The sequence below is a fragment of the Micromonospora sp. NPDC007208 genome (genome assembly GCF_042869175.1).
Classification (GTDB): Bacteria; Actinomycetota; Actinomycetes; order Mycobacteriales; family Micromonosporaceae; genus Micromonospora; species Micromonospora foliorum.
Genome location: NZ_JBIAFG010000003.1, coordinates 573606 through 598357, shown reverse-complemented (window position 1 = coordinate 598357; position 24752 = coordinate 573606). Strand labels below are relative to the sequence as shown.

Annotated in this window: 32 protein-coding genes; all 32 read left to right on the top strand. The window is 68.0% G+C overall.

Annotation, left to right across the window (positions count from 1 at the left end):
* The first annotated feature begins 140 nt into the window (after positions 1–140).
* Complete coding sequence (locus ACFYL6_RS09190; protein ID WP_387169489.1) at positions 141–4028, top strand: DNA-directed RNA polymerase subunit beta'; 3888 nt, start codon at positions 141–143, stop codon at positions 4026–4028.
* Between the two features lie 94 nt (positions 4029–4122).
* On the top strand, positions 4123–4491 hold the full coding sequence (locus ACFYL6_RS09185) for a hypothetical protein (RefSeq protein ID WP_387169487.1): 369 nt from the start codon (positions 4123–4125) through the stop codon (positions 4489–4491).
* Between the two features lie 749 nt (positions 4492–5240).
* Positions 5241–5621, top strand: a complete 381-nt coding sequence (locus ACFYL6_RS09180) for a hypothetical protein (protein WP_387169536.1) — start codon at positions 5241–5243, stop codon at positions 5619–5621.
* Between the two features lie 507 nt (positions 5622–6128).
* Positions 6129–6503, top strand: coding sequence for a 30S ribosomal protein S12 (gene rpsL / locus ACFYL6_RS09175; RefSeq protein ID WP_007465318.1), 375 nt, complete (start codon positions 6129–6131; stop codon positions 6501–6503).
* Between the two features lies 1 nt (position 6504).
* A complete protein-coding gene (gene rpsG, locus ACFYL6_RS09170) occupies positions 6505–6975 on the top strand; it encodes a 30S ribosomal protein S7 (protein ID WP_007465317.1) in 471 nt (156 codons plus the stop codon).
* A gap of 74 nt (positions 6976–7049) precedes the next feature.
* Positions 7050–9146: an elongation factor G gene (gene fusA / locus ACFYL6_RS09165; RefSeq protein WP_355580501.1), complete on the top strand. Its 2097-nt coding sequence runs from the start codon at positions 7050–7052 to the stop codon at positions 9144–9146.
* Between the two features lie 212 nt (positions 9147–9358).
* Positions 9359–10552: an elongation factor Tu gene (gene tuf / locus ACFYL6_RS09160; RefSeq protein WP_030489585.1), complete on the top strand. Its 1194-nt coding sequence runs from the start codon at positions 9359–9361 to the stop codon at positions 10550–10552.
* A 350-nt stretch (positions 10553–10902) separates the two neighbouring features.
* Entirely contained in the window at positions 10903–11211 is a 309-nt protein-coding gene (gene rpsJ, locus ACFYL6_RS09155; protein WP_007073037.1) for a 30S ribosomal protein S10, read from the top strand.
* A gap of 11 nt (positions 11212–11222) precedes the next feature.
* On the top strand, positions 11223–11888 hold the full coding sequence (gene rplC, locus ACFYL6_RS09150; RefSeq protein ID WP_088987574.1) for a 50S ribosomal protein L3: 666 nt from the start codon (positions 11223–11225) through the stop codon (positions 11886–11888).
* Complete coding sequence (rplD, locus tag ACFYL6_RS09145; protein WP_030489587.1) at positions 11885–12535, top strand: 50S ribosomal protein L4; 651 nt, start codon at positions 11885–11887, stop codon at positions 12533–12535. The genes rplC and rplD overlap by 4 nt, the downstream gene beginning before the upstream one ends.
* A complete protein-coding gene (gene rplW, locus ACFYL6_RS09140) occupies positions 12532–12834 on the top strand; it encodes a 50S ribosomal protein L23 (protein ID WP_007465304.1) in 303 nt (100 codons plus the stop codon). Before rplD ends, rplW begins: the two co-directional genes overlap by 4 nt.
* Before the next feature lie 12 nt (positions 12835–12846).
* Positions 12847–13686 carry a 50S ribosomal protein L2 gene (rplB, locus tag ACFYL6_RS09135; protein WP_053653944.1) on the top strand — a complete coding sequence of 280 codons (840 nt, stop codon included), beginning with the start codon at positions 12847–12849 and terminating at the stop codon, positions 13684–13686.
* Positions 13687–13698: 12 nt separating this feature from the next.
* On the top strand, positions 13699–13980 hold the full coding sequence (gene rpsS, locus ACFYL6_RS09130; protein WP_007465299.1) for a 30S ribosomal protein S19: 282 nt from the start codon (positions 13699–13701) through the stop codon (positions 13978–13980).
* Between the two features lie 41 nt (positions 13981–14021).
* The gene (gene rplV / locus ACFYL6_RS09125) at positions 14022–14480 is read left to right on the top strand and encodes a 50S ribosomal protein L22 (protein ID WP_007465297.1); all 459 of its coding nucleotides are present in this window, start codon (positions 14022–14024) and stop codon (positions 14478–14480) included.
* A complete protein-coding gene (gene rpsC / locus ACFYL6_RS09120; protein ID WP_091402401.1) occupies positions 14480–15349 on the top strand; it encodes a 30S ribosomal protein S3 in 870 nt (289 codons plus the stop codon). Before rplV ends, rpsC begins: the two co-directional genes overlap by 1 nt.
* A gap of 3 nt (positions 15350–15352) precedes the next feature.
* On the top strand, positions 15353–15778 hold the full coding sequence (rplP, locus tag ACFYL6_RS09115) for a 50S ribosomal protein L16 (protein WP_053653940.1): 426 nt from the start codon (positions 15353–15355) through the stop codon (positions 15776–15778).
* Positions 15778–16014 carry a 50S ribosomal protein L29 gene (gene rpmC / locus ACFYL6_RS09110; RefSeq protein WP_007465283.1) on the top strand — a complete coding sequence of 79 codons (237 nt, stop codon included), beginning with the start codon at positions 15778–15780 and terminating at the stop codon, positions 16012–16014. The genes rplP and rpmC overlap by 1 nt, the downstream gene beginning before the upstream one ends.
* Complete coding sequence (rpsQ, locus tag ACFYL6_RS09105; protein ID WP_387169482.1) at positions 16011–16289, top strand: 30S ribosomal protein S17; 279 nt, start codon at positions 16011–16013, stop codon at positions 16287–16289. The genes rpmC and rpsQ overlap by 4 nt, the downstream gene beginning before the upstream one ends.
* 93 nt (positions 16290–16382) lie before the next feature.
* Entirely contained in the window at positions 16383–16751 is a 369-nt protein-coding gene (gene rplN, locus ACFYL6_RS09100; RefSeq protein ID WP_023358185.1) for a 50S ribosomal protein L14, read from the top strand.
* Entirely contained in the window at positions 16748–17068 is a 321-nt protein-coding gene (rplX, locus tag ACFYL6_RS09095; protein ID WP_203120238.1) for a 50S ribosomal protein L24, read from the top strand. Before rplN ends, rplX begins: the two co-directional genes overlap by 4 nt.
* Complete coding sequence (gene rplE, locus ACFYL6_RS09090) at positions 17068–17634, top strand: 50S ribosomal protein L5 (RefSeq protein WP_354944330.1); 567 nt, start codon at positions 17068–17070, stop codon at positions 17632–17634. The genes rplX and rplE overlap by 1 nt, the downstream gene beginning before the upstream one ends.
* Position 17635: 1 nt before the next feature.
* Entirely contained in the window at positions 17636–17821 is a 186-nt protein-coding gene (locus ACFYL6_RS09085; protein ID WP_007465272.1) for a type Z 30S ribosomal protein S14, read from the top strand.
* A 116-nt stretch (positions 17822–17937) separates the two neighbouring features.
* Positions 17938–18345 carry a 30S ribosomal protein S8 gene (gene rpsH / locus ACFYL6_RS09080; RefSeq protein WP_007465270.1) on the top strand — a complete coding sequence of 136 codons (408 nt, stop codon included), beginning with the start codon at positions 17938–17940 and terminating at the stop codon, positions 18343–18345.
* 16 nt (positions 18346–18361) lie between these two features.
* Entirely contained in the window at positions 18362–18904 is a 543-nt protein-coding gene (rplF, locus tag ACFYL6_RS09075) for a 50S ribosomal protein L6 (RefSeq protein WP_387169479.1), read from the top strand.
* A complete protein-coding gene (gene rplR / locus ACFYL6_RS09070; RefSeq protein WP_203148342.1) occupies positions 18901–19290 on the top strand; it encodes a 50S ribosomal protein L18 in 390 nt (129 codons plus the stop codon). Before rplF ends, rplR begins: the two co-directional genes overlap by 4 nt.
* Before the next feature lie 33 nt (positions 19291–19323).
* A complete protein-coding gene (gene rpsE / locus ACFYL6_RS09065; protein ID WP_074314587.1) occupies positions 19324–19938 on the top strand; it encodes a 30S ribosomal protein S5 in 615 nt (204 codons plus the stop codon).
* Positions 19938–20120 (top strand): 50S ribosomal protein L30, encoded by a 183-nt coding sequence (gene rpmD / locus ACFYL6_RS09060; RefSeq protein ID WP_007465262.1) that lies wholly within the window; start codon positions 19938–19940, stop codon positions 20118–20120. The genes rpsE and rpmD overlap by 1 nt, the downstream gene beginning before the upstream one ends.
* On the top strand, positions 20120–20563 hold the full coding sequence (gene rplO / locus ACFYL6_RS09055) for a 50S ribosomal protein L15 (protein WP_030329906.1): 444 nt from the start codon (positions 20120–20122) through the stop codon (positions 20561–20563). The genes rpmD and rplO overlap by 1 nt, the downstream gene beginning before the upstream one ends.
* A gap of 232 nt (positions 20564–20795) precedes the next feature.
* Positions 20796–22124 carry a preprotein translocase subunit SecY gene (secY, locus tag ACFYL6_RS09050; RefSeq protein WP_112584818.1) on the top strand — a complete coding sequence of 443 codons (1329 nt, stop codon included), beginning with the start codon at positions 20796–20798 and terminating at the stop codon, positions 22122–22124.
* Positions 22125–22778, top strand: a complete 654-nt coding sequence (locus ACFYL6_RS09045) for an adenylate kinase (protein ID WP_088950228.1) — start codon at positions 22125–22127, stop codon at positions 22776–22778.
* 87 nt (positions 22779–22865) lie between these two features.
* The gene (gene map, locus ACFYL6_RS09040; RefSeq protein WP_091402377.1) at positions 22866–23717 is read left to right on the top strand and encodes a type I methionyl aminopeptidase; all 852 of its coding nucleotides are present in this window, start codon (positions 22866–22868) and stop codon (positions 23715–23717) included.
* Between the two features lie 167 nt (positions 23718–23884).
* Positions 23885–24418, top strand: coding sequence for a DUF1707 domain-containing protein (locus tag ACFYL6_RS09035; protein WP_387169534.1), 534 nt, complete (start codon positions 23885–23887; stop codon positions 24416–24418).
* Positions 24419–24752: the final 334 nt, after the last annotated feature.

The window sequence follows — 24752 nt, the reverse complement described above, 5'->3', positions numbered from 1 at the left end:
GGTGTGGTGGGGGACTCCTCCGGGCCCGGCGGCGGGGGGGGGGGGGGTTTTGTGTTTGGGGGGGGGGGGGGGGGGGGGGGCCCCCCCCCCCCCGACCCCACCCGAGAATTAGCAGTACAGACGACGACATAGGGGACATAGTGCTCGACGTCAACTTCTTCGACGAGCTGCGCATTGGTCTCGCCACCGCCGACGACATCCGTCAGTGGTCGCACGGCGAGGTCAAGAAGCCTGAGACGATCAACTACCGCACCCTGAAGCCGGAAAAGGACGGGCTCTTCTGCGAGAAGATCTTCGGTCCGCAGCGGGACTGGGAGTGCTACTGCGGTAAGTACAAGCGCGTTCGGTTCAAGGGCATCATCTGTGAGCGCTGCGGCGTCGAGGTGACTCGCTCCAAGGTCCGTCGTGAGCGGATGGGGCACATCGAGCTCGCCGCTCCGGTGACCCACATCTGGTACTTCAAGGGCGTTCCGAGCCGGCTGGGCTACCTGCTGGACCTCGCCCCCAAGGACCTCGAAAAGATCATTTACTTCGCCTCGTACGTCGTGACGAGCGTGGACGCGGAGTCGCGTCACCGTGACCTCTCGACGATCGAGAACGAGATCCTGGCCGAGAAGCGGCAGTCCGAGAACAGCCGCGACTCGGAGATCGAGAAGCGGGCCGCCAAGCTCGAGGCCGACCTGGCCGAGCTGGAGGCCGAGGGTGCCAAGGCGGACGTCCGGCGCAAGGTCAAGGAGGGCGGAGAGCGCGAGATGCGCCAGATCCGCGACCGGGCCCAGCGCGAGATCGACCGCCTGGACGAGGTGCTGGACACCTTCCGCAAGCTGGAGCCGAAGCAGCTGGTCACCGACGAGCTGCTCTACCGCGAGCTGCGCGACCGGTTCGGTGAGTACTTCACCGGGTCCATGGGCGCCGAGGCGATCAAGGCGCTGGTCCAGAACATGGACCTCGACGCCGAGGCCGAGAGCCTGCGGGAGACCATCCGGTCCGGCAAGGGCCAGCGGAAGATCCGGGCGCTCAAGCGACTCAAGGTCGTCGCGGCGTTCCTGAACACCCGCAACTCGCCGCTCGGCATGGTGCTGGACTGCGTCCCGGTCATCCCGCCGGACCTGCGCCCGATGGTGCAGCTCGACGGTGGCCGCTTCGCGACCTCGGACCTGAACGACCTGTACCGCCGCGTGATCAACCGGAACAACCGCCTCAAGCGGCTGATCGACCTCGGCGCGCCCGAGATCATCGTCAACAACGAGAAGCGGATGCTCCAGGAGGCCGTCGACGCGCTGTTCGACAACGGCCGTCGCGGCCGGCCGGTCACCGGCCCGGGTAACCGCCCGCTCAAGTCGCTGTCCGACATGCTCAAGGGCAAGCAGGGCCGGTTCCGCCAGAACCTGCTGGGCAAGCGCGTCGACTACTCCGGCCGTTCGGTCATCGTGGTCGGCCCGAAGCTCAAGCTGCACCAGTGCGGTCTGCCCAAGCAGATGGCGCTGGAGCTGTTCAAGCCGTTCGTGATGAAGCGGCTTGTCGACCTCAACCACGCACAGAACATCAAGTCCGCCAAGCGGATGGTCGAGCGTCAGCGCCCGGTCGTGTGGGACGTGCTGGAAGAGGTCATCGGCGAGCACCCGGTGCTGCTCAACCGCGCACCGACCCTGCACCGCCTGGGCATCCAGGCCTTCGAGCCGCAGCTGGTCGAGGGCAAGGCGATCCAGATCCACCCGCTGGTCTGCACCGCGTTCAACGCCGACTTCGACGGTGACCAGATGGCGGTGCACGTGCCGCTGTCCGCCGAGGCTCAGGCCGAGGCGCGGATCCTCATGCTGTCGTCGAACAACATCCTCAAGCCGGCCGACGGTAAGCCGGTCACCATGCCCACCCAGGACATGGTCATCGGTCTGTACCACCTCACCCACCTCACCGCCGGTGAGAAGGGCGAGGGCCGGGCGTTCAGCTCGGACGCCGAGGCGCGGATGGCCTTCGACAACGGCGAGCTGCACCTGCAGGCGCCCGTGAAGATCCGCCTGCGTGGCGTGGTCGGTGTCGACAACGGCGCTGGCTCCGAGACGTGGACCGCCCCGGAGGGCTGGGTCGAGGGTGACCCGCTGACCGTGGAGACCACCCTCGGTCGGGTGCTGTTCAACGAGACGCTGCCGCAGGGCTACCGCTTCGTGAACTACGAGATCCGCAAGGGTCAGCTCTCCGCGATCGTCAACGACCTCGCCGAGCGCTTCCCCAAGGTGGCGCTCGCCGCCACCCTGGACGGGCTCAAGGAGGCCGGTTTCCACTGGGCCACCTGGTCCGGCGTGACGATCGGCATGGAGGACGTCATCGCGCCGCCGCGCAAGGCGGAGATCCTGGCGCGGTACGAGAAGGACGCCGACCAGATCGACAAGCAGTACCAGCGTGGTCTGATGACCGCCGAGGAGCGTCGCGGCGAGCTCATCGAGATCTGGACCAAGGCGACCAACGAGGTCGCCAAGGAGATGGACACCGCGCTGCCGCAGGAGAACCCGCTGTGGAAGATGATCCACTCGGGCGCTCGCGGTAACCTGCTCCAGCTCCGGCAGATCGCGGCGATCCGTGGTCTGGTGGCCAACCCCAAGGGCGAGATCATCCCGCGGCCGATCAAGGCCAGCTACCGGGAGGGTCTGTCCGTGCTGGAGTACTTCATCTCCACGCACGGTGCCCGTAAGGGTCTCGCCGACACCGCGCTGCGGACCGCCGACTCGGGTTACCTGACCCGTCGTCTGGTGGACGTCTCGCAGGACGTCATCATCCGCGAAGAGGACTGCGGCACCGACCGGGCGATCCCGATGCAGATCGGCGAGAAGCTGGACGGCAAGCTGGTCGTCCACACCCACGCCGAGACGAGCGTGCACGCCCGTACCCTCGCCGACGACATCAAGGGGCCGGACGGCACCGTGGTCGCCGAGCGCGGCCAGGACATCAACTCCATCGGGGTCGACAAGATCGTCGCCGCTGGTGTGGAGACGGTCCGGGTGCGCAGCGTGCTCACCTGCGAGTCGAAGCTGGGCGTCTGCGCGGCCTGCTACGGCCGCTCGCTGCCGACCGGCAAGTCGGTCGACATCGGCGAGGCGGTCGGCATCATCGCCGCCCAGTCCATCGGTGAGCCCGGTACGCAGCTGACGATGCGTACCTTCCACACCGGTGGTGTCGCGGGTGAGGACATCACCCAGGGTCTGCCGCGTGTTCAGGAAATCTTCGAGGCCCGGGTCCCGAAGGGTAAGGCGCCCATCGCCGACACCCCCGGTCGGATCCGGATCGAGGACGGCGAGCGCTCGCGCAAGATCATCGTGGTGCCGGATGACGGCAGCGAAGAGATCGTCTACGACAAGATCTCGAAGCGGGTCAAGCTCCGTACCCACGACGGCGGTCACGTCGCGGTCGGCGAGAAGCTGACCGAGGGCACCATCGACCCGCACGAGTTGCTGCGGATCATGGGTCCGCGGGCGGTCCAGGTCCACCTGACCAGTGAGGTCCAGGAGGTCTACCGCTCGCAGGGTGTGCTCATCCACGACAAGCACATCGAGATCATCATCCGCCAGATGCTCAAGCGGGTGACGGTCATCGACTCCGGCTCGACCGAGTTCCTGCCGGGTGTGCTCGTCGACCGGGCGCTGTTCGAGTCGGAGAACCGCCGGCTCGTCTCGGAGGGCGGCGAGCCCGCCGCTGGTCGTCCGGTGCTGATGGGTATCACCAAGGCCTCGCTGGCCACCGACTCCTGGCTCTCGGCGGCCTCCTTCCAGGAGACCACCCGGGTGCTGACCGACGCTGCGATCAACTCGCGCAGCGACTCGCTGGTCGGCCTCAAGGAGAACGTGATCATCGGAAAGCTCATCCCGGCCGGTACCGGCATCAGCAAGTACCGCAACGTCCGGGTCGAGCCGACCGAGGAGGCCAAGGCCAAGGTCTACTCGATGACCGGTTACCCGGAGACCGACTACGGCTTCGGGCCGGCCAGCGGGCAGGCCGTGCCGTTGGACGACTTCGACTTCGGGTCGTACCGCTAAGCACCAGTCACACGACGAGGCCCCCGGTGAAAGCCGGGGGCCTCATCGTGTCCGTGCCCACCCACCCCCGGGTCGGGTTCGGCATGATGGGGGGATGACGACCGCACCCGGGCAGGTGTCCGTCGCCCCGCAAGGGCTGCGCCACCCGCTGGACCCGGACCCGGCCCGCGCCACGAAGGCACGGGCGGTCTTCGCGCTGGGCCTGCTCGGCATGCTGACCGGGTTGTTCATCGGTGGCGTGGTGCCGGCGACGGTGGCCCTGCAACTGGCCCGGCAGGCGCGTCGCGAGGCGTACGCCTCGGGGGGTTTCCTGACCGGCAGCGTCTGGCTGCGGCGGGGGGAGTGGATGGCCTGGACCGGCCTGGTGCTGGCCGCGGTCAGCGTGGTGGCCGCGGTGGTCATCGGGGTGGTGCGGTTGGCCGGCGCCCCGTTCGGCCACGACTACCCGGCGAACATGGACTGAGCCGCCGCTGGCCGCCCGGCGCGGGCGGCGGCGCTCGCGGCGGTAGCCTGGCCGGTGTCCGCCGTGTGGCGGTGGCGGCCTTTCGACAGGAGGACCTCGTGACGGAACCGGCGCGGCCCCCCGCGGACGAACCGGCCGGCCCTCCCGACCCGTCGGCTCCTCCATCCGAACCGGCCGGCCCTCCGGACCCGCCGGCGCCTCCGGCCAGCCCTCCGGACCCGTCGGCTCCTCCGGCCGAGCCGAGCGACTGGGCGCGACCGGGCCCGGACGGTGAGCCACAGCCACCGGTGTCCACCCCGGGTGCACCGCCACCCCCGGCTCCGCACTCCGGCTGGACTCCGACCGGCTGGGGCACGACCACGGCACCCGGCTCCGCGCAGCCGTACCCGGTCTCCAGCGCGCCGGCCCCGACGCCGCAGGGTTGGGGCCCGCCCTCGTCCGGTCCCGGTGTGCCGCCCGGCTGGGGCCCGCCGGCACCTGGTCCGGGTGCGCCGTACGGCTGGAGCCCACCCTCGTCGGGGCCCGGTGCGCCGCCCGGTTGGGGTCCGCCGTCGTCCGGGCCGGGTGCGCCGTACGGCTGGGGTCCGCCGGCGCATCCCGGGGCGCCGCCCGGCTGGGGTCCGCCGTCGTCCGGGTCCGGAGCGCCGCCCGGGTGGGGTCCTCCGCCCGGGCACGGCCCCGGGTGGGGTGGCGCGCAGGGGCGTTCGGTGCCGCCGCCCACCGACGACCAGCGCCGGCCGCCGAAGCGGGTGGAGACGGTCTCGGGTACGCCGTTCGGCGTCGTCCACCTGGACGTGGCGCCGGTCACCTCCGGGCTGGCCATCGGGGCGCTGGTGGCGGGGGTCGCCTCGGTCCTGGTCTCGCTGCTGGTGATCTGCTTCGGAGTGGCCTTCAAGAACGACGGCGGGGCGTGGGCCTCCGGAGCGTTCGCCGCGCTGGGTGTGCTGGCCGGCGGCGCGGCGGTCGTCGTCGGGCTGCTCGGCCGGCGGCAGATCCGCCGGCCGGCCGCGCCGTCCGCCGTCCAGTTCACCGGCAGCGGGCTGGCGATGGCCGGGATCAGCTGCGGCGCGGCGGGGGCACTGCTCAGCCTGCTGGGCCTGGCGCTGGCCCTGCTCCTCACCCTGACGTGAGGGTGATCACCGGTGGTTCCGGCACCTGACGGGGCTTTCCCGCGGAAGGCTTCCGGTCCCTCCGGGGGCGATGGGTGCTTCTGCGGGGGAGCCGGTACACTTGTATTCGTAGGTGCCCATCGCGGGCGACGGGGCAAGACGAGATCTGGCCGGCGGGCGTGAGACAGTCGCCGGGCCGTTCCGTTTTGACCTGGGCGGTTGTGGTAGGTACTCTTTCCCCTTGTGCCCGGGCATGCCCGGGCAACTCGTGCGTGCGCTGTTTCCGGCTTACGGACGGCGGCACGACAAGCCAAGGATCCGGGGCGGGGCGACCCGCGCGCCGGTGACAAAACCCGGTACGCACGCGAGAGCGTCGCAACGGGCCGTGACGAGGGCGACACGCCCGACCGCGGGTGCCGGGGTCTCCGCAAGGCGACCCTGGTCGGAATGTAGGAGAGCCGGTCATCAGGCCGGCTAACGAGCAGACGGCGCGGCCGCGAATGCGGCCGAAGGGAGCGGAGAAACCCGGTGCCCACGATCCAGCAGCTGGTCCGAAAGGGCCGCCAGGCGAAGACGACCAAGACCAAGACCCCGGCGCTGAAGGGTTCCCCTCAGCGGCGCGGCGTGTGCACCCGCGTGTACACCACCACCCCTAAGAAGCCGAACTCGGCGCTGCGCAAGGTCGCTCGCGTGAAGCTCAGCAGCCAGATCGAGGTGACCGCCTACATCCCCGGCGTCGGTCACAACCTGCAGGAGCACTCGATCGTGCTCGTCCGCGGCGGCCGGGTGAAGGACCTCCCCGGCGTGCGTTACAAGATCGTTCGCGGCTCGCTGGACACCCAGGGTGTCCGCAACCGCAAGCAGGCGCGCAGCCGTTACGGCGCGAAGAAGGAGAAGAGCTGACATGCCGCGTAAGGGACCCGCTCCGCGGCGGCCACTGGTCGCTGACCCGGTGTACAACTCGCCGCTGGTCACCCAGCTGGTGAACAAGATCCTGCTCCGCGGCAAGCGTCAGCTCGCCGAGTCCATCGTGTACGCGGCCCTCGAGGGCTGCCGCGAGAAGTCCGGCACCGACCCGGTCGTCACCCTCAAGCGGGCGATGGACAACGTCAAGCCGACCCTCGAGGTGCGCAGCCGTCGTGTCGGTGGCGCCACCTACCAGGTTCCGGTCGAGGTCCGCCCGACCCGGGCGACCACCCTGGGCCTGCGCTGGCTGGTCACGTACTCCCGCGCCCGGCGCGAGAAGACCATGGTCGAGCGGCTGATGAACGAGCTGCTGGACGCGAGCAACGGCCTCGGTGCCGCCGTCAAGCGGCGCGAGGACACGCACAAGATGGCCGAGTCCAACAAGGCCTTCGCGCACTACCGCTGGTAACACCCTGGTTCCGGCGCCTTCGGGCGCCGGAACCGCCACCAGTTGAGTCGAGACGACGATAAGTAGGGATTGAAGTGGCCGCCGCAGACGCGCTCGCCAAGGTACGCAACATCGGCATCATGGCGCACATCGATGCCGGTAAGACCACGACCACCGAGCGAATCCTGTTCTACACCGGCATCACGTACAAGATCGGTGAGGTCCACGAGGGCGCTGCCGTCATGGACTGGATGGAGCAGGAGCAGGAGCGTGGTATCACCATCACCTCCGCTGCTACCAAGTGTGAGTGGAAAGACCACACGATCCAGATCATCGACACGCCTGGCCACGTCGACTTCACGGTCGAGGTCGAGCGGTCGCTGCGGGTCCTGGATGGTGCGGTCGCGGTTTACGACGGTGTCGCCGGCGTGGAACCGCAGACGGAGAACGTCTGGCGGCAGGCCGACAAGTACAACGTCCCGCGTATGTGCTTCGTCAACAAGCTCGACCGGACCGGCGCCGACTTCTTCCGCTGCGTGCAGATGATGATCGACCGGTTGAACGCCACCCCGCTGGTGCTCCAGATCCCGATCGGGCTCGAGGGCGACCACATCGGTGTCGTCGACCTGATCGGCATGCGCGCGCTCACCTGGCGCGGGGAGACCCAGAAGGGTGAGGACTACGCGGTTGAGGAGATCCCGGCCGACCTGGCCGACTCCGCGGCCGAGTGGCGCGAGAAGCTGATGGAGACCCTCGCCGACGTCGACGACGCGGTGATGGAGAAGTACCTGGAGGGCGAGGAGATCTCCGTCGAGGAGATCAAGGCCGCCATCCGGCGTGCCACCATCGCCGGCAAGGCCAACCCGGTGCTGTGCGGCTCGGCGTTCAAGAACAAGGGCGTCCAGCCCATGCTCGACGCCGTGGTCGACTTCCTGCCGTCGCCGCTGGACGTTCCGGCGATCGAGGGTACGGCCACCGACGGCGAGACGCCGCTGCTGCGTAAGCCGTCCAACTCGGAGCCCTTCTCCGGCCTGGCCTTCAAGATCCAGACGGACAAGCACCTGGGCAAGCTCACCTACGTGCGGGTCTACTCCGGCACGCTCGATTCCGGTTCCCAGGTGGTCAACTCCACCAAGGACCGCAAGGAGCGCATCGGCAAGATCTACCAGATGCACGCCAACAAGCGGGAAGAGCGTCCGTCGGCGCAGGCCGGCGACATCATCGCCGTGCAGGGTCTCAAGCAGACCACCACCGGCGACACTCTCTCCGACCCGGCGAACCCGGTAATCCTGGAGTCGATGACCTTCCCGGAGCCGGTCATCTCGGTGGCGATCGAGCCGAAGACCAAGTCCGACCAGGAGAAGCTGGGCACGGCCATCCAGCGCCTGGCCGAGGAGGACCCGACCTTCCGCGTCCAACTGGACGAGGAGACCGGTCAGACGGTCATCTCCGGCATGGGTGAGCTGCACCTGGACATCCTGGTCGACCGGATGCGCCGCGAGTTCAACGTCGAGGCCAACGTCGGCAAGCCGCAGGTGGCGTACCGCGAGACCATCCGCCGCAAGGTGGACAAGGTCGAGTACACCCACAAGAAGCAGACCGGTGGTTCCGGCCAGTACGCCCGCGTGATCGTGAGCGTCGAGCCGCTTCCGCTGGACAACGACTCGCCGACCTACGAGTTCGCCAACGCCGTCAGCGGCGGCCGCATCCCCCGGGAGTTCATCCCCTCGGTGGACGCCGGTGCGCAGGACGCGCTGCAGTACGGCATCCTGGCGGGCTTCCCGCTGGTCGGCGTGAAGCTGACCCTGCTGGACGGCCAGTACCACGAGGTCGACTCGTCGGAAATGGCATTCAAGATCGCCGGCTCGATGGTGATGAAGGACGCGGCCCGCAAGGCCGACCCGGCGTTGCTCGAGCCGATGATGGCCGTTGAAGTCACCACTCCTGAGGAGAACATGGGTGACGTCATCGGTGACCTCAACTCCCGCCGCGGCATCATCCAGGCGATGGAGGAGCGCAGTGGCGCCCGCATCGTCCGGGCCCTGGTGCCGTTGTCGGAGATGTTCGGCTACGTCGGCGACCTGCGGTCGAAGACCCAGGGCCGGGCTAGCTACAGCATGCAGTTCGACTCCTACGCCGAGGTTCCGCAGAGCGTCGCGAAGGAGATCATCGCCAAGGCAACGGGCGAGTAACGCTCTGAGCAGGTGATTCGTGGTTGGTCGCGGGAGGGTTCACCCGCCCGCGGCCACCACGATCGGATCGCGTGAGACCGGGCCTGTAGGCTTCATCGCCGCAGAACCCACAAAGGCTCTCCGGCCGTCAGGCCGGAAAGGCTGTCGACAGAGTCCTAAGCGCCGACCGGCGCGCCGGGCGTACGAACCAAGAAGTCCACAGGAGGACACCAGTGGCGAAGGCTAAGTTCGAGCGGACTAAGCCGCACGTCAACATCGGCACCATTGGTCACATCGACCACGGTAAGACGACGCTGACGGCGGCCATCACCAAGGTCCTGCACGACCAGTACCCGGACCTGAACCCCTACACGCCGTTCGACGAGATCGACAAGGCGCCGGAGGAGAAGGCCCGCGGCATCACGATCTCGATCGCGCACGTCGAGTACCAGACCGAGTCGCGGCACTACGCGCACGTCGACTGCCCTGGGCACGCCGACTACATCAAGAACATGATCACCGGTGCCGCGCAGATGGACGGCGCGATCCTGGTGGTCGCGGCGACCGACGGCCCGATGCCGCAGACCCGCGAGCACGTGCTGCTGGCCCGTCAGGTCGGTGTGCCGTACATCGTCGTGGCGCTCAACAAGAGCGACATGGTCGATGACGAGGAGCTCCTGGAGCTCGTCGAGCTCGAGGTCCGTGAGCTGCTCTCCTCGCAGGAGTACCCGGGTGACGACCTGCCGGTCGTTCGGGTTTCGGCGCTGAAGGCCCTCGAGGGTGACCCCGAGTGGACCGGCAAGCTGCTGGACCTGATGACGGCGGTCGACACCTCGATCCCGCAGCCGGAGCGCGAGGTTGACAAGCCGTTCCTGATGCCGGTTGAGGACGTCTTCACGATCACCGGTCGTGGCACCGTCGTCACCGGTCGCGTGGAGCGCGGCGTTCTCCTGCCGAACGAGGATGTTGAGCTCGTCGGTATCAAGGAGAAGAGCTTCAAGACCAAGGTCACCGCGATCGAGATGTTCCGGAAGACCCTGGACGACGCCCGCGCAGGTGAGAACGTCGGCCTGCTGCTGCGTGGTACCAAGCGCGACGAGGTCGAGCGCGGCATGGTCGTCGTGAAGCCGGGCTCGAACACCCCGCACACGGAGTTCGAGGCGACGGTCTACATCCTCTCCAAGGAGGAGGGCGGCCGGCACACCCCGTTCTTCCAGAACTACCGCCCGCAGTTCTACTTCCGGACCACTGACGTCACCGGTGTCGTCACCCTCCCCGAGGGCACCGAGATGGTCATGCCGGGTGACAACACGTCCATGTCGGTGAAGCTGATCCAGCCCATCGCCATGGAGGAGAACCTCAAGTTCGCGATCCGCGAGGGTGGCCGCACCGTCGGCGCCGGGTTCGTCACCAAGATCAACAAGTGAGCTAGGTAACCCCGATTAGACCCGCCGCCGGTCGTGCGGCATACTAGTCAGGTTGCGTAACGACAGTTCGTCGCCTGTGTTCGGCGTTCGCTGAACCTCCGGGTGGCGAGGCAGTCGAGCGTAGGGTGGTTGGCGGCCCAGTCGCCAACCACCCTCGCACGGCGTTCTGGTCGCGGTAATGCGATCGGCGCCTTGACCCACCGCGCGGTCAGCACCACTCCGGAACCAAGGGGCGGAGCTCGGCCCGAGGGCGCGACACGCCCGACCGCGGGGGTCGGCGAAGTGGGCCTGTGCCAGCCGGTACAGGCGCCCGCAACACAGCGGCATCGAGAGAAGGAACAGAAGCCACCATGGCGGGACAGAAGATCCGCATCCGGCTCAAGGCCTATGACCACGAGGTCGTCGACTCCTCGGCTCGGAAGATCGTCGAGACGGTGACGCGCACCGGGGCGCAGGTCGCGGGCCCGGTGCCGCTGCCCACGGAGATCAACCGTTTCTGCGTTATCCGCTCGCCGCACAAGTACAAGGACTCGCGCGAGCACTTCGAGATGCGCACGCACAAGCGGCTGATCGACATCATCGACCCGACCCCGAAGACGGTCGACTCGCTCATGCGCCTCGACCTGCCGGCTGGCGTCGACATCGAGATCAAGCTGTAGGGACCGGACAAATGGACAGGCAAGTCAAGGGGATCCTGGGCGCCAAGCTCGGCATGACCCAGGTCTGGGACAACAACCGTGTTGTTCCCGTGACCGTGGTCGAGGCCGGCCCGTGCGTCATCAGCCAGGTTCGTAGCGCCGAGAAGGACGGTTACTCAGCGGTCCAGCTGGCGTACGGCACCATCGACCCGCGCAAGGTCAAGAAGCCGATCAGCGGGCACTACGCCAAGGCGGACGTGGCGCCGCGCCGGCACATCGTCGAGCTGCGCACCACGGACGCCGGGGAATACTCGCTCGGCCAGGAAGTCACGGTCGAGGAGTTCCCGGCCGGCGTCACCATCGACGTCACCGGCAAGACCAAGGGCAAGGGCTACGCCGGCCCGATGAAGCGGCACGGCTTCCACGGCCTGGGCGCCGGCCACGGTGTCGAGCGTAAGCACCGCTCGCCCGGTTCCATCGGCGCCTGCGCCACTCCGGGTCGTGTCTTCAAGGGCACCCGGATGGCCGGCCGTATGGGTGGCGTGCGGTACACCGTGCAGAACCTCACCGTCCAGGCGGTCGACACCGAGAACAACCTGCTGCTCGTCCGGGGTGCCATTCCTGGCCCCAAGGGCGCGCTGGTTCTGGTCCGGACCGCGGCCAAGAGCAAGGTGAAGAAGGGCGGTGCGGCCAAGTGACCACCGTTGACGTGCGCACCGTCGAAGGCACCACCAGCGGCTCGGTCGAGCTGCCGGAGGACATCTTCGACGTGCAGGCCAACGTCGCGCTGATGCACCAGGTCGTGGTGGCCCAGCTCGCGGCGGCCCGACAGGGCACGCACAAGGCCAAGACCCGCGGCGAGGTCGCCGGTGGCGGCAAGAAGCCGTACAAGCAGAAGGGCACCGGTCGCGCCCGGCAGGGCTCGATCCGCGCGCCGCAGTTCGCCGGCGGTGGCGTCGTGCACGGTCCCGTGCCGCGCGACTACAGCCAGCGGACCCCGAAGAAGATGAAGGCCGCCGCGCTGCGCGGTGCCCTCTCCGACCGGGCTCGCGCCGGGCAGGTGCACGTCGTCGAGGCGTTCGTCTCGGGCGAGAAGCCGTCGACCAAGGCGGCCCTGGCCACGCTGACCAAGCTCACCGAGGCCCGTCGGGTCCTGGTCGTGCTGAGCAGCACCGACGAGCTGAACTGGGTGTCGCTGCGCAACGAGCCGCGCGTGCACCTGATCGAGTCCGGCCAGCTGAACACGTACGACGTGCTGGTGGCCGACGACGTGGTCTTCACCAAGGACGCCCTGGACGAGTTCCTGGGCGTGCCCGCCGAGACCACCGAGGAGGGTGGCAAGTGAGCACGATCGCCGACCCGCGCGACATCATCGTGGCGCCGGTCGTCTCGGAGAAGAGCTACAGCGAGCTGAACCGGAACTGGTACACCTTCCTGGTGCACCCGGACGCGAACAAGACCGAGATCAAGATCGCTATCCAGCAGATCTTCAACGTCCGCGTCCTGACGGTCAACACGCTCAACCGCCAGGGTAAGCGCAAGCGCACCAAGACCGGCTTCGGTCAGCGCAAGGCGACCAAGCGGGCGATCGTGAAGCTGGCTGACGGTGACCGTATCGAGGCCTTCGGCGGCCCGGTCAGCTGAGGGGTGTAGACAATGGCTATCCGTAAGTACAAGCCGACGACGCCGGGCCGACGTGGCTCCAGCGTCGCTGACTTCGCCGAGATCACCCGGTCCACGCCGGAAAAGTCGCTGCTGGCTCCGTTGCCGAAGAAGGGCGGGCGTAACGCCCACGGCCGGATCACCACGCGGCACCACGGTGGCGGTCACAAGCGCCAGTACCGTCTGATCGACTTCAAGCGGGTCGACAAGGACGGCGTGCCGGCGAAGGTCGCTCACATCGAGTACGACCCGAACCGCACGGCGCGCATCGCGCTGCTGCACTACGCCGACGGCGAGAAGCGGTACATCCTCGCGCCGAAGGACATGAAGCAGGGCGACCGCGTCGAGTCCGGCCCGGGCGCCGACATCAAGCCGGGTAACAACCTGCCGCTGCGCAACATCCCGGTCGGTACCACGATCCACAACGTGGAGCTGCGTCCGGGTGGCGGGGCCAAGCTGGCCCGTTCCGCCGGCGTCGGCATCCAGCTGCTCGGCCGCGAGGGCGCGTACGCGACCCTTCGTATGCCGTCCGGTGAGATCCGGCGGGTGGACGTGCGCTGCCGCGCCAGCGTCGGCGAGATCGGCAACGCCGACCAGTCGAACATCAACTGGGGTAAGGCCGGCCGGATGCGGTGGAAGGGCAAGCGCCCGACCGTCCGTGGTGTCGCCATGAACCCGGTCGACCACCCGCACGGTGGTGGTGAGGGTAAGACCTCCGGTGGTCGCCACCCGGTCAACCCGCAGGGTAAGCCCGAGGGCCGCACCCGCCGTAAGGGCCAGCCGAGTGACCGGCTGATCGTCCGCCGTCGCTACGCCACGCGTAAGCGCGGCTGAGGGAGATAAGACATGCCTCGCAGCCTGAAGAAGGGCCCGTTCGTAGACGACCACCTGCTCAAGAAGGTGGAAGTTCAGAACGACAAGGGCTCCAAGAACGTGATCAAGACCTGGTCGCGGCGCTCGACGATCATCCCCGAGATGCTGGGGCACACGATCGCCGTGCATGACGGACGCAAGCACGTCCCGGTGTTCGTGACCGAGGCGATGGTCGGGCACAAGCTCGGCGAGTTCGCGCTGACCCGTACGTTCAAGGGTCACGAGAAGGACGACCGGAAGAGCCGTCGGCGCTGACGCCGCGGGCATACGGATAGAGGGAACAAGGGGTTACAGCGATGCCAGGAAAGGGCGACGCTCCGGTGCTTCCGGGCGCGCGGGCGGTTGCGCGGCACGTGCGCATCTCGCCGATGAAGGCGCGCCGGGTGGTCAACCTCGTCCGCGGCCTGCCCGCGAAGGAGGCGCTCACGGTGCTGCAGTTCGCGCCGCAGGCTGCGAGCGAGCAGGTGTACAAGGTGCTCGCTAGCGCGATCGCCAACGCGGAGAACAACGAGCGGCTGGACCCCGACGCGCTGCTCGTCAGCGAGGCCTTCGTGGACGAGGGCCCGACGATGAAGCGGTTCCAGCCGCGGGCGCAGGGTCGGGCGTACCGAATCCGCAAGCGCACCTGCCACATCACCGTGGCGGTCGAAGCGGTCGCGCCGGCAGCGCCGAGGAAGGCCGCGGCGAAGAAGGCCGCCCCGGCCACGGAGGCCGCACCGGCCGAAGCGCAGAGCAAGACGGAGGACGCCGAGTAATGGGTCAGAAGGTTCACCCCACTGGGTTCCGGCTCGGCATCTCGACCGACTGGAAGTCCCGCTGGTTCGCGGACAAGCTCTACAAGGACTACATCGGCGAGGATGTCAAGATCCGCCGCATGATGTCCAAGGGCCTCGAGCGTGCCGGGATCTCCAAGGTCGACATCGAGCGCACCCGCGACCGGGTCCGCGTCGACATCCACACCGCCCGGCCGGGCATCGTCATCGGCCGTAAGGGTGCGGAGGCCGACCGGATCCGCGGCGAGCTTGAGAAGCTCACCGGCAAGCAGGTTCAGCTGAACATCATCGAGGTGAAGAACCCCGAGTCGGACGCTCAGCTGGTTGCGCAGGGCGTGGCCGAGCAGCTGTCCAGCCGGGTCAGCTTCCGTCGGGCGATGCGCAAGGCCATGCAGTCGGCGATGAAGAACCCGGTCTGCAAGGGCATCCGGGTTCAGGTCTCGGGTCGCCTCGGCGGCGCCGAGATGAGCCGGACCGAGTTCTACCGTGAGGGCCGGGTTCCGCTGCACACGCTGCGGGCCAACATCGAGTACGGCTTCTTCGAGGCCCGTACCACGTTCGGTCGGATCGGTGTGAAGGTCTGGATCTACAAGGGCGACGCCGTCCCGGGCCGGGAGGCTCCGGCCGAGGCCGGTCCGTCCCGCCCGCGTCGTGGTGAGCGCGGCGACCGTCCCGAGCGTCCGCGCCGTGGCCGGTCGGGTTCGTCCGGCACCACGGCTGGTGGCACCGAGGCCGGTCGGGCTGCTGCGACCACCATCGCGCAGCAGGCCGAGACGCCGAGCGGCGAGCCGGTCGACAGCGCAGCTGTCGCCGCCACTGCTGCTCCGGCAGAAACGCAGCAGGAGGGCTGACAGATGCTGATGCCGCGCAAGCCCCCGAAGGGCTTCCGCAAGCCGCACCACCCGGACCGCAGTGGCGCGTCCAAGGGTGGTAACCGGGTGGTGTTCGGCGAGTTCGGGATCCAGGCTCTCGAGCCGGCGTACGTGACGAACCGGCAGATCGAGTCGGCACGTATCGCGATGACTCGCCACATCAAGCGTGGTGGCAAGGTCTGGATCACGATCTTCCCGGACCAGGCCCTCACCAAGAAGCCTGCCGAGACCCGGATGGGTTCCGGTAAGGGTTCGCCCGAGTGGTGGGTCGCCAACGTCAAGCCGGGGCGGGTTCTCTTCGAGATGTCCTTCCCCAACGAGCAGACCGCGCGAGAGGCCATGCGTCGCGCGATCCACAAGCTCCCGATGAAGTGCCGCATTGTTACGCGCGAAGTGGGTGAATCCTGATGGCAGCGGGCGTTAAGGCGACCGAGCTGCGTGAGCTCTCCGAAGAGGAGCTGGTCACGAAGCTGCGGGAGGCCAAGGCGGAGCTGTTCAACCTCCGCGTGCAGGCCGCAACCGGGCAGCTGGACAACAACCGGCGGTTGCAGGTCATCCGTCGGGAGATCGCCCGGATCTACACGATCATGCGTGAGCGCGAGCTGGGGCTCTCGGCCGCGCCGACTGAGGTGACTGCATCATGACCGAAGAGACCGCCACCGCCGCCGCGCGGCCGCGCCGCAAGGTCCGCGAGGGCCTGGTGATCAGCGACAAGATGGACAAGACCGTCGTGGTCGAGGTCGAGGACCGGGTTCGGCACGCGCTGTACGGCAAGATCATGCGCCGTACGGCCAAGCTGAAGGTGCACGACGAGCAGAACGCCGCTGGCACCGGTGACCGGGTTCTCATCATGGAGACCCGGCCGCTGAGCGCCACCAAGCGTTGGCGGATCGTGGAGATCCTGGAAAAGGCCAAGTAGCGAAGGCTCGAGCCCGGCGTTGCGTCGGGCGTAGGTTCCGCCAGGCTCCGGCCGCTACGGCGGCCGGAGAACCGGCAGACATAGGAGATAGACGTGATTCAGCAGGAGTCGCGACTGCGTGTCGCCGACAACACGGGTGCTCGGGAGATCCTGTGCATTCGGGTTCTCGGTGGCTCGGGTCGGCGCTACGCGAGCATCGGCGACGTCATCGTGGCCACGGTCAAGGACGCGATCCCGGGTGCCGGTGTGAAGAAGGGCGACGTCGTCAAGGCGGTCATCGTTCGCACCGCCAAGGAGAGGCGTCGGCCGGACGGCTCGTACATCCGCTTCGACGAGAACGCCGCCGTCATCATCAAGGACGGCGGGGACCCGCGTGGAACCCGCATCTTCGGCCCGGTGGGCCGGGAGCTGCGGGACAAGCGGTTCATGAAGATTATTTCCCTCGCGCCGGAGGTGTTGTGACCGTGAAGGTCAAGAAGGGCGACACGGTCGTCATCATCGCCGGCAAGGACAAGGGTGCCAAGGGCAAGGTCATTCAGGCCTACCCGCGGCAGGACAAGGTCCTGGTCGAGGGCGTGAACCGGGTCAAGAAGCACACCCGAATCAGCACCACCCAGCGTGGCGCCAAGACCGGCGGCATCGTCACTCAGGAGGCCCCGATCCACGTCTCGAACGTGCAGGTCCTGGACTCCGACGGCAAGCCGACCCGCGTCGGTTACCGGATCGACGACAACGGCCAGAAGGTCCGCATCGCGCGTAGCACCGGTAAGGACCTGTGATGACCACGGCTACCGAAAAGACCCTGCCGCGCCTCAAGGAGCGGTACCGCAACGAGATCGTGGCCCAGCTGCGTGAGCAGCACAGCTACGGCAACCCCATGCAGGTGCCGCGGCTGGTCAAGATCGTCGTCAACATGGGTGTCGGCGAGGCTGCTCGCGACGCCAAGCTGATCGACGGTGCGGTCCGCGACCTCGCCACGATCACCGGCCAGAAGCCGCAGGTGCGGCGGGCGACCAAGTCCATCGCGCAGTTCAAGCTCCGCGAGGGCATGCCGATCGGCGCGAAGGTCACCCTTCGCGGCGACCGGATGTGGGAGTTCCTGGACCGGCTGCTCTCCATCTCGCTGCCGCGTATCCGCGACTTCCGCGGTCTGGACGGGCGCAAGCTGGACGGGCACGGCAACTACACGTTCGGTCTGACCGAGCAGTCGGTGTTCCACGAGATCGACCAGGACCGGATCGATCGCCAGCGGGGCATGGACATCACGGTGGTCACGACCGCCACGACCGACGACGAGGGCCGGGCGCTGCTCAAGCTCCTGGGCTTCCCGTTCAAGGAGAACTGAGATGGCCAAGAAGGCGCTGATCATCAAGGCGGCCGCGAAGCCGAAGTTCTCGGTTCGCGCGTACACCCGCTGCCAGCGGTGCGGGCGTCCGAAGGCGGTCTACCGCAAGTTCGGGCTCTGCCGGGTCTGCATCCGGGAGATGGCTCACCGCGGTGAGCTGCCGGGCGTGTCCAAGGCTTCCTGGTAAGGGCGACCGCGTCCCGGCCGTCGGCCGGGAACTCCTGCACCGATTAGGTATTGCTCTTCGCCGTAGGCCCGGGGCTGATGCCCCGGGAACCCCGGCGAGAAAGGCTGACGAAATCCATGACGATGACCGACCCGATCGCAGACATGCTCACGCGTCTGCGTAACGCCAACCAGGCGTACCACGATCAGGTGAAGATGCCCTACTCCAAGATCAAGGCGAACATCGCCGAGGTCCTGAAGGCCGAGGGTTACATCGCCACCTGGTCGGTCGAGGAGCCCGAGGAGGGCGCCGTCGGCAAGCGACTGGTCGTCGAGCTGAAGTACGGCCAGAACCGCGAGCGGAGCCTGGCCGGCATCAAGCGCGTGTCCAAGCCCGGTCTCCGGGTGTACGCCAAGTCGGACGGGCTCCCGCGGGTGCTCGGTGGGCTGGGCGTGGCGATCATTTCGACGTCCCAGGGGCTGCTGACCGACCGGCAGGCCCGCAAGCGGAGTGTTGGCGGGGAAGTCCTCGCCTTCGTCTGGTAACGGGAGACAGGTAGAAATGTCGCGAATTGGACGTAAGTCGATCCCGGTACCAGCCGGCGTCGACATCACGATCGACGGGCAGACCGTCAAGGTCAAGGGCCCCAAGGGCCAGCTTGAGCACACCCTCGCCGAGCCGATCACGATCGATCGGGCCGAGGATGGGCAGCTGAGCGTCAACCGGCCGAACGACGAGCGCAAGGCCAAGGAACTCCACGGCCTGAGCCGTACGCTGGTTGCGAACATGATCGTCGGGGTCACCGAGGGCTACCGCAAGAGCCTGGAGATCGCCGGCACCGGTTACCGGGTCACCGCCAAGGGTTCGGACCTCGAGTTCGCGCTCGGGTTCTCGCACCCGGTGGTCGTCTCCGCCCCGGCGGGCATCACCTTCACGGTGGAGCGGCCGACCCTGTTCCACGTGGCTGGCATCGACAAGCAGCAGGTCGGTGAGGTCGCCGCCAACATCCGGAAGATCCGCCCGCCGGAGCCCTACAAGGGCAAGGGCGTCAAGTACCAGGGCGAGGTCATCCGCCGCAAGGCCGGAAAGGCAGGTAAGAAGTGAGCGCCACGCTGCTCAAGCGCCGCCGCGGTGTCGCCGCCAAGCGCGCCGTTGGGCGTGCGCGTCGACACTTCCGCGTCCGCAAGAACGTCACCGGTACGGCCGAGCGTCCGCGCCTGGTCGTCACCCGTTCGCTGCGGCACATGGTCGCCCAGGTCGTCGACGACACCAAGGGTCACACCCTGGCGTCAGCCTCGACCCTGGACGCCTCGCTGCGCGGTGCGGAGGGCGACAAGAGCGCCCTCGCTGGCAAGGTGGGCGCTCTGCTCGCCGAGCGGGCCAAGGCCGCTGGCGTCTCCAAGGTCGTCTTCGACCGCGGTGGCAACCGGTACGCGGGGCGAGTCGCCGCGCTTGCCGACGCCGCCCGCGAAGCCGGGCTCGAGTTCTAACAACCCCGTCACGAGAGATAAGGAAGGCTGCTGATGCCAGGTCAACAGCGCCGTGGCGGCGGGTCCGGTGGCAACGAGGGTGGTCGCCGCGACAACCGCCGTGAGGGCGGCCGCGGAAACGCGCCCGTCGAGAAGACCCCGCACCTTGAGCGGGTCGTCGCGATCAACCGCGTCGCCAAGGTCGTGAAGGGTGGTCGTCGCTTCAGCTTCACCGCCCTGGTGATCGTGGGCGACGGCGACGGCACGGTCGGCGTGGGCTACGGAAAGGCCAAGGAGGTGCCCGCGGCCATCGCCAAGGGTGTCGAGGAGGCCAAGAAGCACTTCTTCAAGGTCCCGCGGATCGGTCAGTCGATCCCGCACCCGGTGACGGGTGAGGACGCCGCTGGCGTGGTGCTGCTCAAGCCGGCCTCGGCCGGTACGGGTGTCATCGCCGGCGGACCGGTACGTGCCGTGCTGGAGTGCGCTGGGATCCACGACGTGCTCTCCAAGAGCCTCGGCTCGTCGAACCCGATCAACATCGTGCACGCCACCGTGGCGGCCCTGAAGGGGCTTGAGTCCCCCGAGCAGGTCGCGGCGCGTCGTGGTCTGCCGGTGGAGGACGTCGCGCCGGCCGCCATGCTGGCGTCGCGTGCGGGGGTGGCGCACTGATGGCACGCCTGAAGGTCACCCAGCTCCGGTCCGGTATCGGGACCAAGCACAACCAGCGTGAGTCGCTGCGTTCGCTCGGTCTCAAGCGGATCAACGACGTGGTGGTCAAGGAGGACCGGCCCGAGATCCGCGGCATGATCTTCACTGTGAGCCACCTCGTGAAGGTCGAGGAGGTCGAGTAATGACGATCAAGGTGCATCACCTGCGCCCGGCGCCCGGTTCCAAGACCGCGAAGACCCGTGTGGGTCGCGGTGAGGGTTCCAAGGGCAAGACCGCTGGTCGCGGTACCAAGGGTTCCAAGGCCCGCAAGAACATCTCGGCGGCGTTCGAGGGTGGGCAGATGCCCATCCACATGCGCCTGCCGAAGATGAAGGGCTTCAAGAACAAGTTCAAGGTGGTCTTCCAGGTTGTCAACCTGGACCGACTCGCTGAGCTGTTCCCGAACGGTGGTCAGGTCGGCCCGCTGGAGCTCGTCGAGTCCGGCGCGGTCCGCAAGGGTCACCCGGTCAAGGTCCTCGGCACCGGGGACCTCGGCGGTGTGGCGCTCCAGGTGTCGGCGCACGCGTTCAGTGCGTCGGCCAAGGAGAAGATCGCTGCCGCCGGTGGCTCCGTCACCGAGCTGTAAGGCGTACGACCATGGCGCCCGTCCAGTTGAGAGCAACTGGCGGGCGCCATGGTCTGCCTGGGGCCTGAGCGCCCGGTAACATCGGAAGCGATTTATGTAGTCGGGCGCATCTGCCCGGACCGGGGTGAGGCTGTTAGAGTCCCATCCCAGCCATGGATTGCGGGCACTCGCCCGTGATCCACCCCGACCCGCCAGGGATCACCGGCGGCCCGCCTCGCGCAGGAGGAAGAAGTTGCTGTCCGCCTTTCTCAGTGCGTTCCGTACGCCTGACCTGCGCAAGAAGCTGCTGTTCACAGTAGGCATCATCGCGGTCTACCGGCTGGGTGCAACGCTCCCCAGCCCGGGCGTCTCGTACGGCAACGTGCAGAAGTGCCTCGACACCATCCAGGGTGACACCACCGGGGTGGTGAACCTGCTCAACCTCTTCTCCGGCGGAGCGCTGCTACAGCTCTCGGTCTTCGCGCTGGGCATCATGCCCTACATCACCGCGTCGATCATCCTGCAGCTGCTGACCGTCGTGATCCCACGCCTGGAGCAGCTCCGCAAGGAGGGCCAGGCCGGTCAGGCGAAGATCACGCAGTACACGCGCTACCTGACCCTCGGTCTCGGCGTGCTGCAGGCCTCGGCGTTCGTGGCCCTGGCCCGCTCGGGCCAGCTGTTCCAGAACCGCTGCGACCAGTTCCCGATCATCCCCACCGGCACCGGCATCCCGGACTGGCTGACCCTGGCCATCCTGGTGATGACGATGACCGCCGGTACCGGCATGGTCATGTGGCTCGGCGAGCTGATCACCGACCGCGGCGTCGGCAACGGCATGTCGGTCCTGATCTTCACCTCGATCGCGGCGCGGCTGCCCAGCGAGGGCTGGCAGATCAAGACCAGCAAGGGCTGGGACATGTTCGCCCTGGTCATCGCGCTGGTCCTGGTGGTCATCACCGCAGTCACCTTCATCGAGCAGGCGCAGCGCCGGATCCCGGTGCAGTACGCCAAGCGGATGATCGGCCGGCGGATGTACGGCGGCACCTCGACCTACATCCCGCTGAAGGTCAACCAGGCGGGTGTGATCCCGGTCATCTTCGGGTCGTCGCTGCTCTACCTGCCGCAGTTGGCGCTGCAGTTCTTCGACCAGACCGACCCGGGCAAGACCCAGTCGTGGATCCAGAACAACCTGGTCAACCCGAGCAGCCCGATCTACATCTCGGTCTACTTCCTGCTGATCATCTTCTTCACGTACTTCTACGTCTCGATCACGTTCAACCCGACCGAGGTCGCGGACAACATGAAGAAGTACGGCGGGTTCGTGCCGGGTATCCGCCCGGGCAAGCCGACCGCCGACTACCTCGACTTCATTCTCAGCCGGATCACCCTGCCGGGCGCGCTCTACCTCGGCGTCATCTCGATCCTGCCGAACTTCTTCTTCATCTGGCTGGACAACCAGCAGTACCAGAACTTCCCGTTCGGCGGCACCGCTGTGCTCATCATGGTCGGCGTCGGTCTGGAGACCGTGAAGCAGATCGAGAGCCAACTCATGCAGCGGAACTACGAAGGGTTCCTGCGGTAGATGAGACTCGTTCTGGTTGGCCCGCCGGGCGCGGGCAAGGGCACACAGGCCGAGTTCATCGCCGCGCACCTCTCAGTGCCGAAGATCTCGACCGGAGACATCTTCCGGTCGAACGTCACCCAGGGCACACCCCTCGGTGTCGAGGCGAAGCGGTACATGGACGCAGGCGAGCTGGTCCCGGACGAGGTAACCATCAACATGGTCCGGGACCGGCTGGCCGAGCCCGACGCCAGCGAGGGTTTCCTGCTCGACGGCTTCCCGCGGACGACTCCGCAGGCGGCCGCTCTGGACAAGCTCCTCGCCGATCTGGGCACCGCCCTGGATCTGGTCCTGGAGCTGGTCGTCGACGACGACGAGGTGATCCGGCGGCTCTCCGGTCGGCGTACCTGCCGGGGCTGCGGCAAGATCTGGCACGTCGAGTTCGACGCCACCACCCGGCCCGGCATCTGTGACCGGTGCGGCGCCGAGCTGTTCCAGCGCGACGACGACAAGCCGGAGACGATCGCCACGCGCCTCCGTGAATACAGCGAGAAGACCGCACCCCTGGTCGACTACTACGGCGCTCAGGGCAAGCTGGTCGGGATCGACGCCACCGGGCCGGTGGAGGACGTCACCACCCGGGCCATCGACGCGTTGCGGTCGTACGGCGGCTGAGGTCCGGCCGGGCCACGGCGGATAGAGTGCGAACAGCGGGGTACGCGTTATGTGCCCCGCTGTTCGGCAACGAAAGGTAACCGCTCCATGCGTCGTCCCCAGCTGGACATCCAGCTGAAGACCCCTGACCAGATCGAGAAGATGCGGGCCGCCGGGCTGGTGGTCGCCGAGGCGCTCCGCCGGATGCGGGAGGCTGTTGCCCCCGGCGTGAGCACCGCCGATCTGGACGCCATCGCTGAGGCGACCATCCGCGAGGCGGGCGGCGTTCCGTCGTTCAAGGGCTATCACGGCTTTCCGGCGTCGATCTGCTCCTCTGTCAACGAGCAGATCGTGCACGCCATCCCGTCGCCGAAGCAGGTGCTCCAGGCCGGTGACCTGATCTCCATCGACTGCGGCGCGGTGCTGGACGGGTGGCACGGCGACTCCGCGATCACGGTCGGGGTCGGCGACGTCGACCCGGCGCTGCTGAAGATGGCCGAGGTCGCCGAGGACGCGATGTGGGCCGGCATCGCCGCCGCCGCGCGTGGCGCGGCCAGCGGCAAGGGCCGCCTCACCGACATCTCGCACGCGGTGGAGACCGCTGTCCGCAAGGGCGGCCGGTACGGCATCGTCGACGGCTACGGCGGGCACGGCATCGGCACCGAGATGCACCAGGACCCGCACGTGCTCAACCACGGTCGGCCGGGCAAGGGTCCGCGACTGGTCCCCGGAATGGCGCTGGCCATCGAACCGATGATCACCATGGCGTCCCCGCGTACGGCCGAGTTGGCCGACGGGTGGACGGTCGTCACCCGGGACGGCTCGGTGGCCGCGCACGTCGAGCACTCGATGGCGCTGCTGCCGGACGGCGTCTGGGTGCTCACCGCGTTCGATGGAGGCCGCGCCCGCCTGGGCGACCTGGTCACCGCCCGCCAGCCAGCAGCCACCAAAACCCCCTAACCCCACCCCGCGCCCCGCCCCGCGCCCCCGCCCCACCCCGTTGATCATGAAGTTATTGCGCTGACACGCCGGTGAGGCTGGCAATAACTTCATGATCAACCGATGTCAGGGGTCGGGCGGTGTGGCGCGACGGTGGCATGCTTGCCGGCATGGACGGGCGCGACGGGATGCGAGCCGCGGACTCGGACCGTGCGGCGGTGGCTGACCGGTTGCGGGTCGCCCTCGACGAGGGCCGACTGGATCTGCACGAGTACGACGAGCGGTTGCAGCGGGCCTACGCGGCACGCACGTACGCCGACCTTGAGGTCCTGCTCACCGATCTGCCTCCGGTGACGCCGGCGCAGCGGTCGGGCCTGGCGCCGGCCGCCGGGCCGACGGTGAGTCTGCTGGGTGACCAGCTCGGTCCGGCCCCCAGCAGGGGCGTCACGGCCCGTTGGTTGGCCGAGGTGTGGTTCCCGTACCTGCGGGTGATCGCCATCGTGGTGACCATCTGGGCGGTGACGTCGCTGCTCAGCCAGGACCTGCTCTACTTCTGGCCGGCCTGGGTGGCGGGGCCGTGGGGCGCGGTGCTGGTGGTGCGCACGGTCACCGGCGTGGCCGGGGGAGAGCCCCAGCGCCAGGCCACCAAGCGCCAACGCCGCCGAGAGCGCATGCAGGCAAAGCGCGCCATCGAATCAAACGACCCCCCACCAACCCCCTGAACCCCACCCCCAGAACCCCACCCCCCACCCGGCCCCGCCCGGTGATCATGAAGTTATTGCCGCCGGATCCGGCGTGTCGTGACAACAACTTCATGATCGACAGGGCTGGGGGGTGGGGTTGGTTGGGGTGTTGCGCGGGTTGGTGGGTGGTCGGTTTGGCGGGGGACTGCAGGCCGGCGTACACTTTCAGATCGGCGCACAGCGTCCACTCCGGCATGCCCACCCTGCGCTTCGGTGGGAGCTGGAGCCGCGGCTGGCGCGGGCTTCTGATTCTGGTCAGATTTCCGTGTAAGACGTTGTGGGCCGCCCGGAGCAATCGACGTCAGGACAGCGG

Bases quoted from the DNA above. Each gene is read 5' to 3' on its own strand.
- ACFYL6_RS09185 (WP_387169487.1), top strand. From the start codon at position 4,123: ATGACGACCGCACCCGGGCAGGTGTCCGTCGCCCCGCAAGGGCTGCGC.
- rpsG (WP_007465317.1), top strand. From the start codon at position 6,505: ATGCCGCGTAAGGGACCCGCTCCGCGGCGGCCACTGGTCGCTGACCCG.
- rpsJ (WP_007073037.1), top strand. From the start codon at position 10,903: ATGGCGGGACAGAAGATCCGCATCCGGCTCAAGGCCTATGACCACGAG.
- rplC (WP_088987574.1), top strand. From the start codon at position 11,223: ATGGACAGGCAAGTCAAGGGGATCCTGGGCGCCAAGCTCGGCATGACC.
- rplB (WP_053653944.1), top strand. From the start codon at position 12,847: ATGGCTATCCGTAAGTACAAGCCGACGACGCCGGGCCGACGTGGCTCC.
- rpsS (WP_007465299.1), top strand. From the start codon at position 13,699: ATGCCTCGCAGCCTGAAGAAGGGCCCGTTCGTAGACGACCACCTGCTC.
- rplV (WP_007465297.1), top strand. From the start codon at position 14,022: ATGCCAGGAAAGGGCGACGCTCCGGTGCTTCCGGGCGCGCGGGCGGTT.
- rpsC (WP_091402401.1), top strand. From the start codon at position 14,480: ATGGGTCAGAAGGTTCACCCCACTGGGTTCCGGCTCGGCATCTCGACC.
- rplP (WP_053653940.1), top strand. From the start codon at position 15,353: ATGCTGATGCCGCGCAAGCCCCCGAAGGGCTTCCGCAAGCCGCACCAC.
- rpmC (WP_007465283.1), top strand. From the start codon at position 15,778: ATGGCAGCGGGCGTTAAGGCGACCGAGCTGCGTGAGCTCTCCGAAGAG.
- rpsQ (WP_387169482.1), top strand. From the start codon at position 16,011: ATGACCGAAGAGACCGCCACCGCCGCCGCGCGGCCGCGCCGCAAGGTC.
- rplE (WP_354944330.1), top strand. From the start codon at position 17,068: ATGACCACGGCTACCGAAAAGACCCTGCCGCGCCTCAAGGAGCGGTAC.
- ACFYL6_RS09085 (WP_007465272.1), top strand. From the start codon at position 17,636: ATGGCCAAGAAGGCGCTGATCATCAAGGCGGCCGCGAAGCCGAAGTTC.
- rpsH (WP_007465270.1), top strand. From the start codon at position 17,938: ATGACGATGACCGACCCGATCGCAGACATGCTCACGCGTCTGCGTAAC.
- rplF (WP_387169479.1), top strand. From the start codon at position 18,362: ATGTCGCGAATTGGACGTAAGTCGATCCCGGTACCAGCCGGCGTCGAC.
- rpsE (WP_074314587.1), top strand. From the start codon at position 19,324: ATGCCAGGTCAACAGCGCCGTGGCGGCGGGTCCGGTGGCAACGAGGGT.
- rpmD (WP_007465262.1), top strand. From the start codon at position 19,938: ATGGCACGCCTGAAGGTCACCCAGCTCCGGTCCGGTATCGGGACCAAG.
- rplO (WP_030329906.1), top strand. From the start codon at position 20,120: ATGACGATCAAGGTGCATCACCTGCGCCCGGCGCCCGGTTCCAAGACC.
- ACFYL6_RS09045 (WP_088950228.1), top strand. From the start codon at position 22,125: ATGAGACTCGTTCTGGTTGGCCCGCCGGGCGCGGGCAAGGGCACACAG.
- map (WP_091402377.1), top strand. From the start codon at position 22,866: ATGCGTCGTCCCCAGCTGGACATCCAGCTGAAGACCCCTGACCAGATC.
- ACFYL6_RS09035 (WP_387169534.1), top strand. From the start codon at position 23,885: ATGCGAGCCGCGGACTCGGACCGTGCGGCGGTGGCTGACCGGTTGCGG.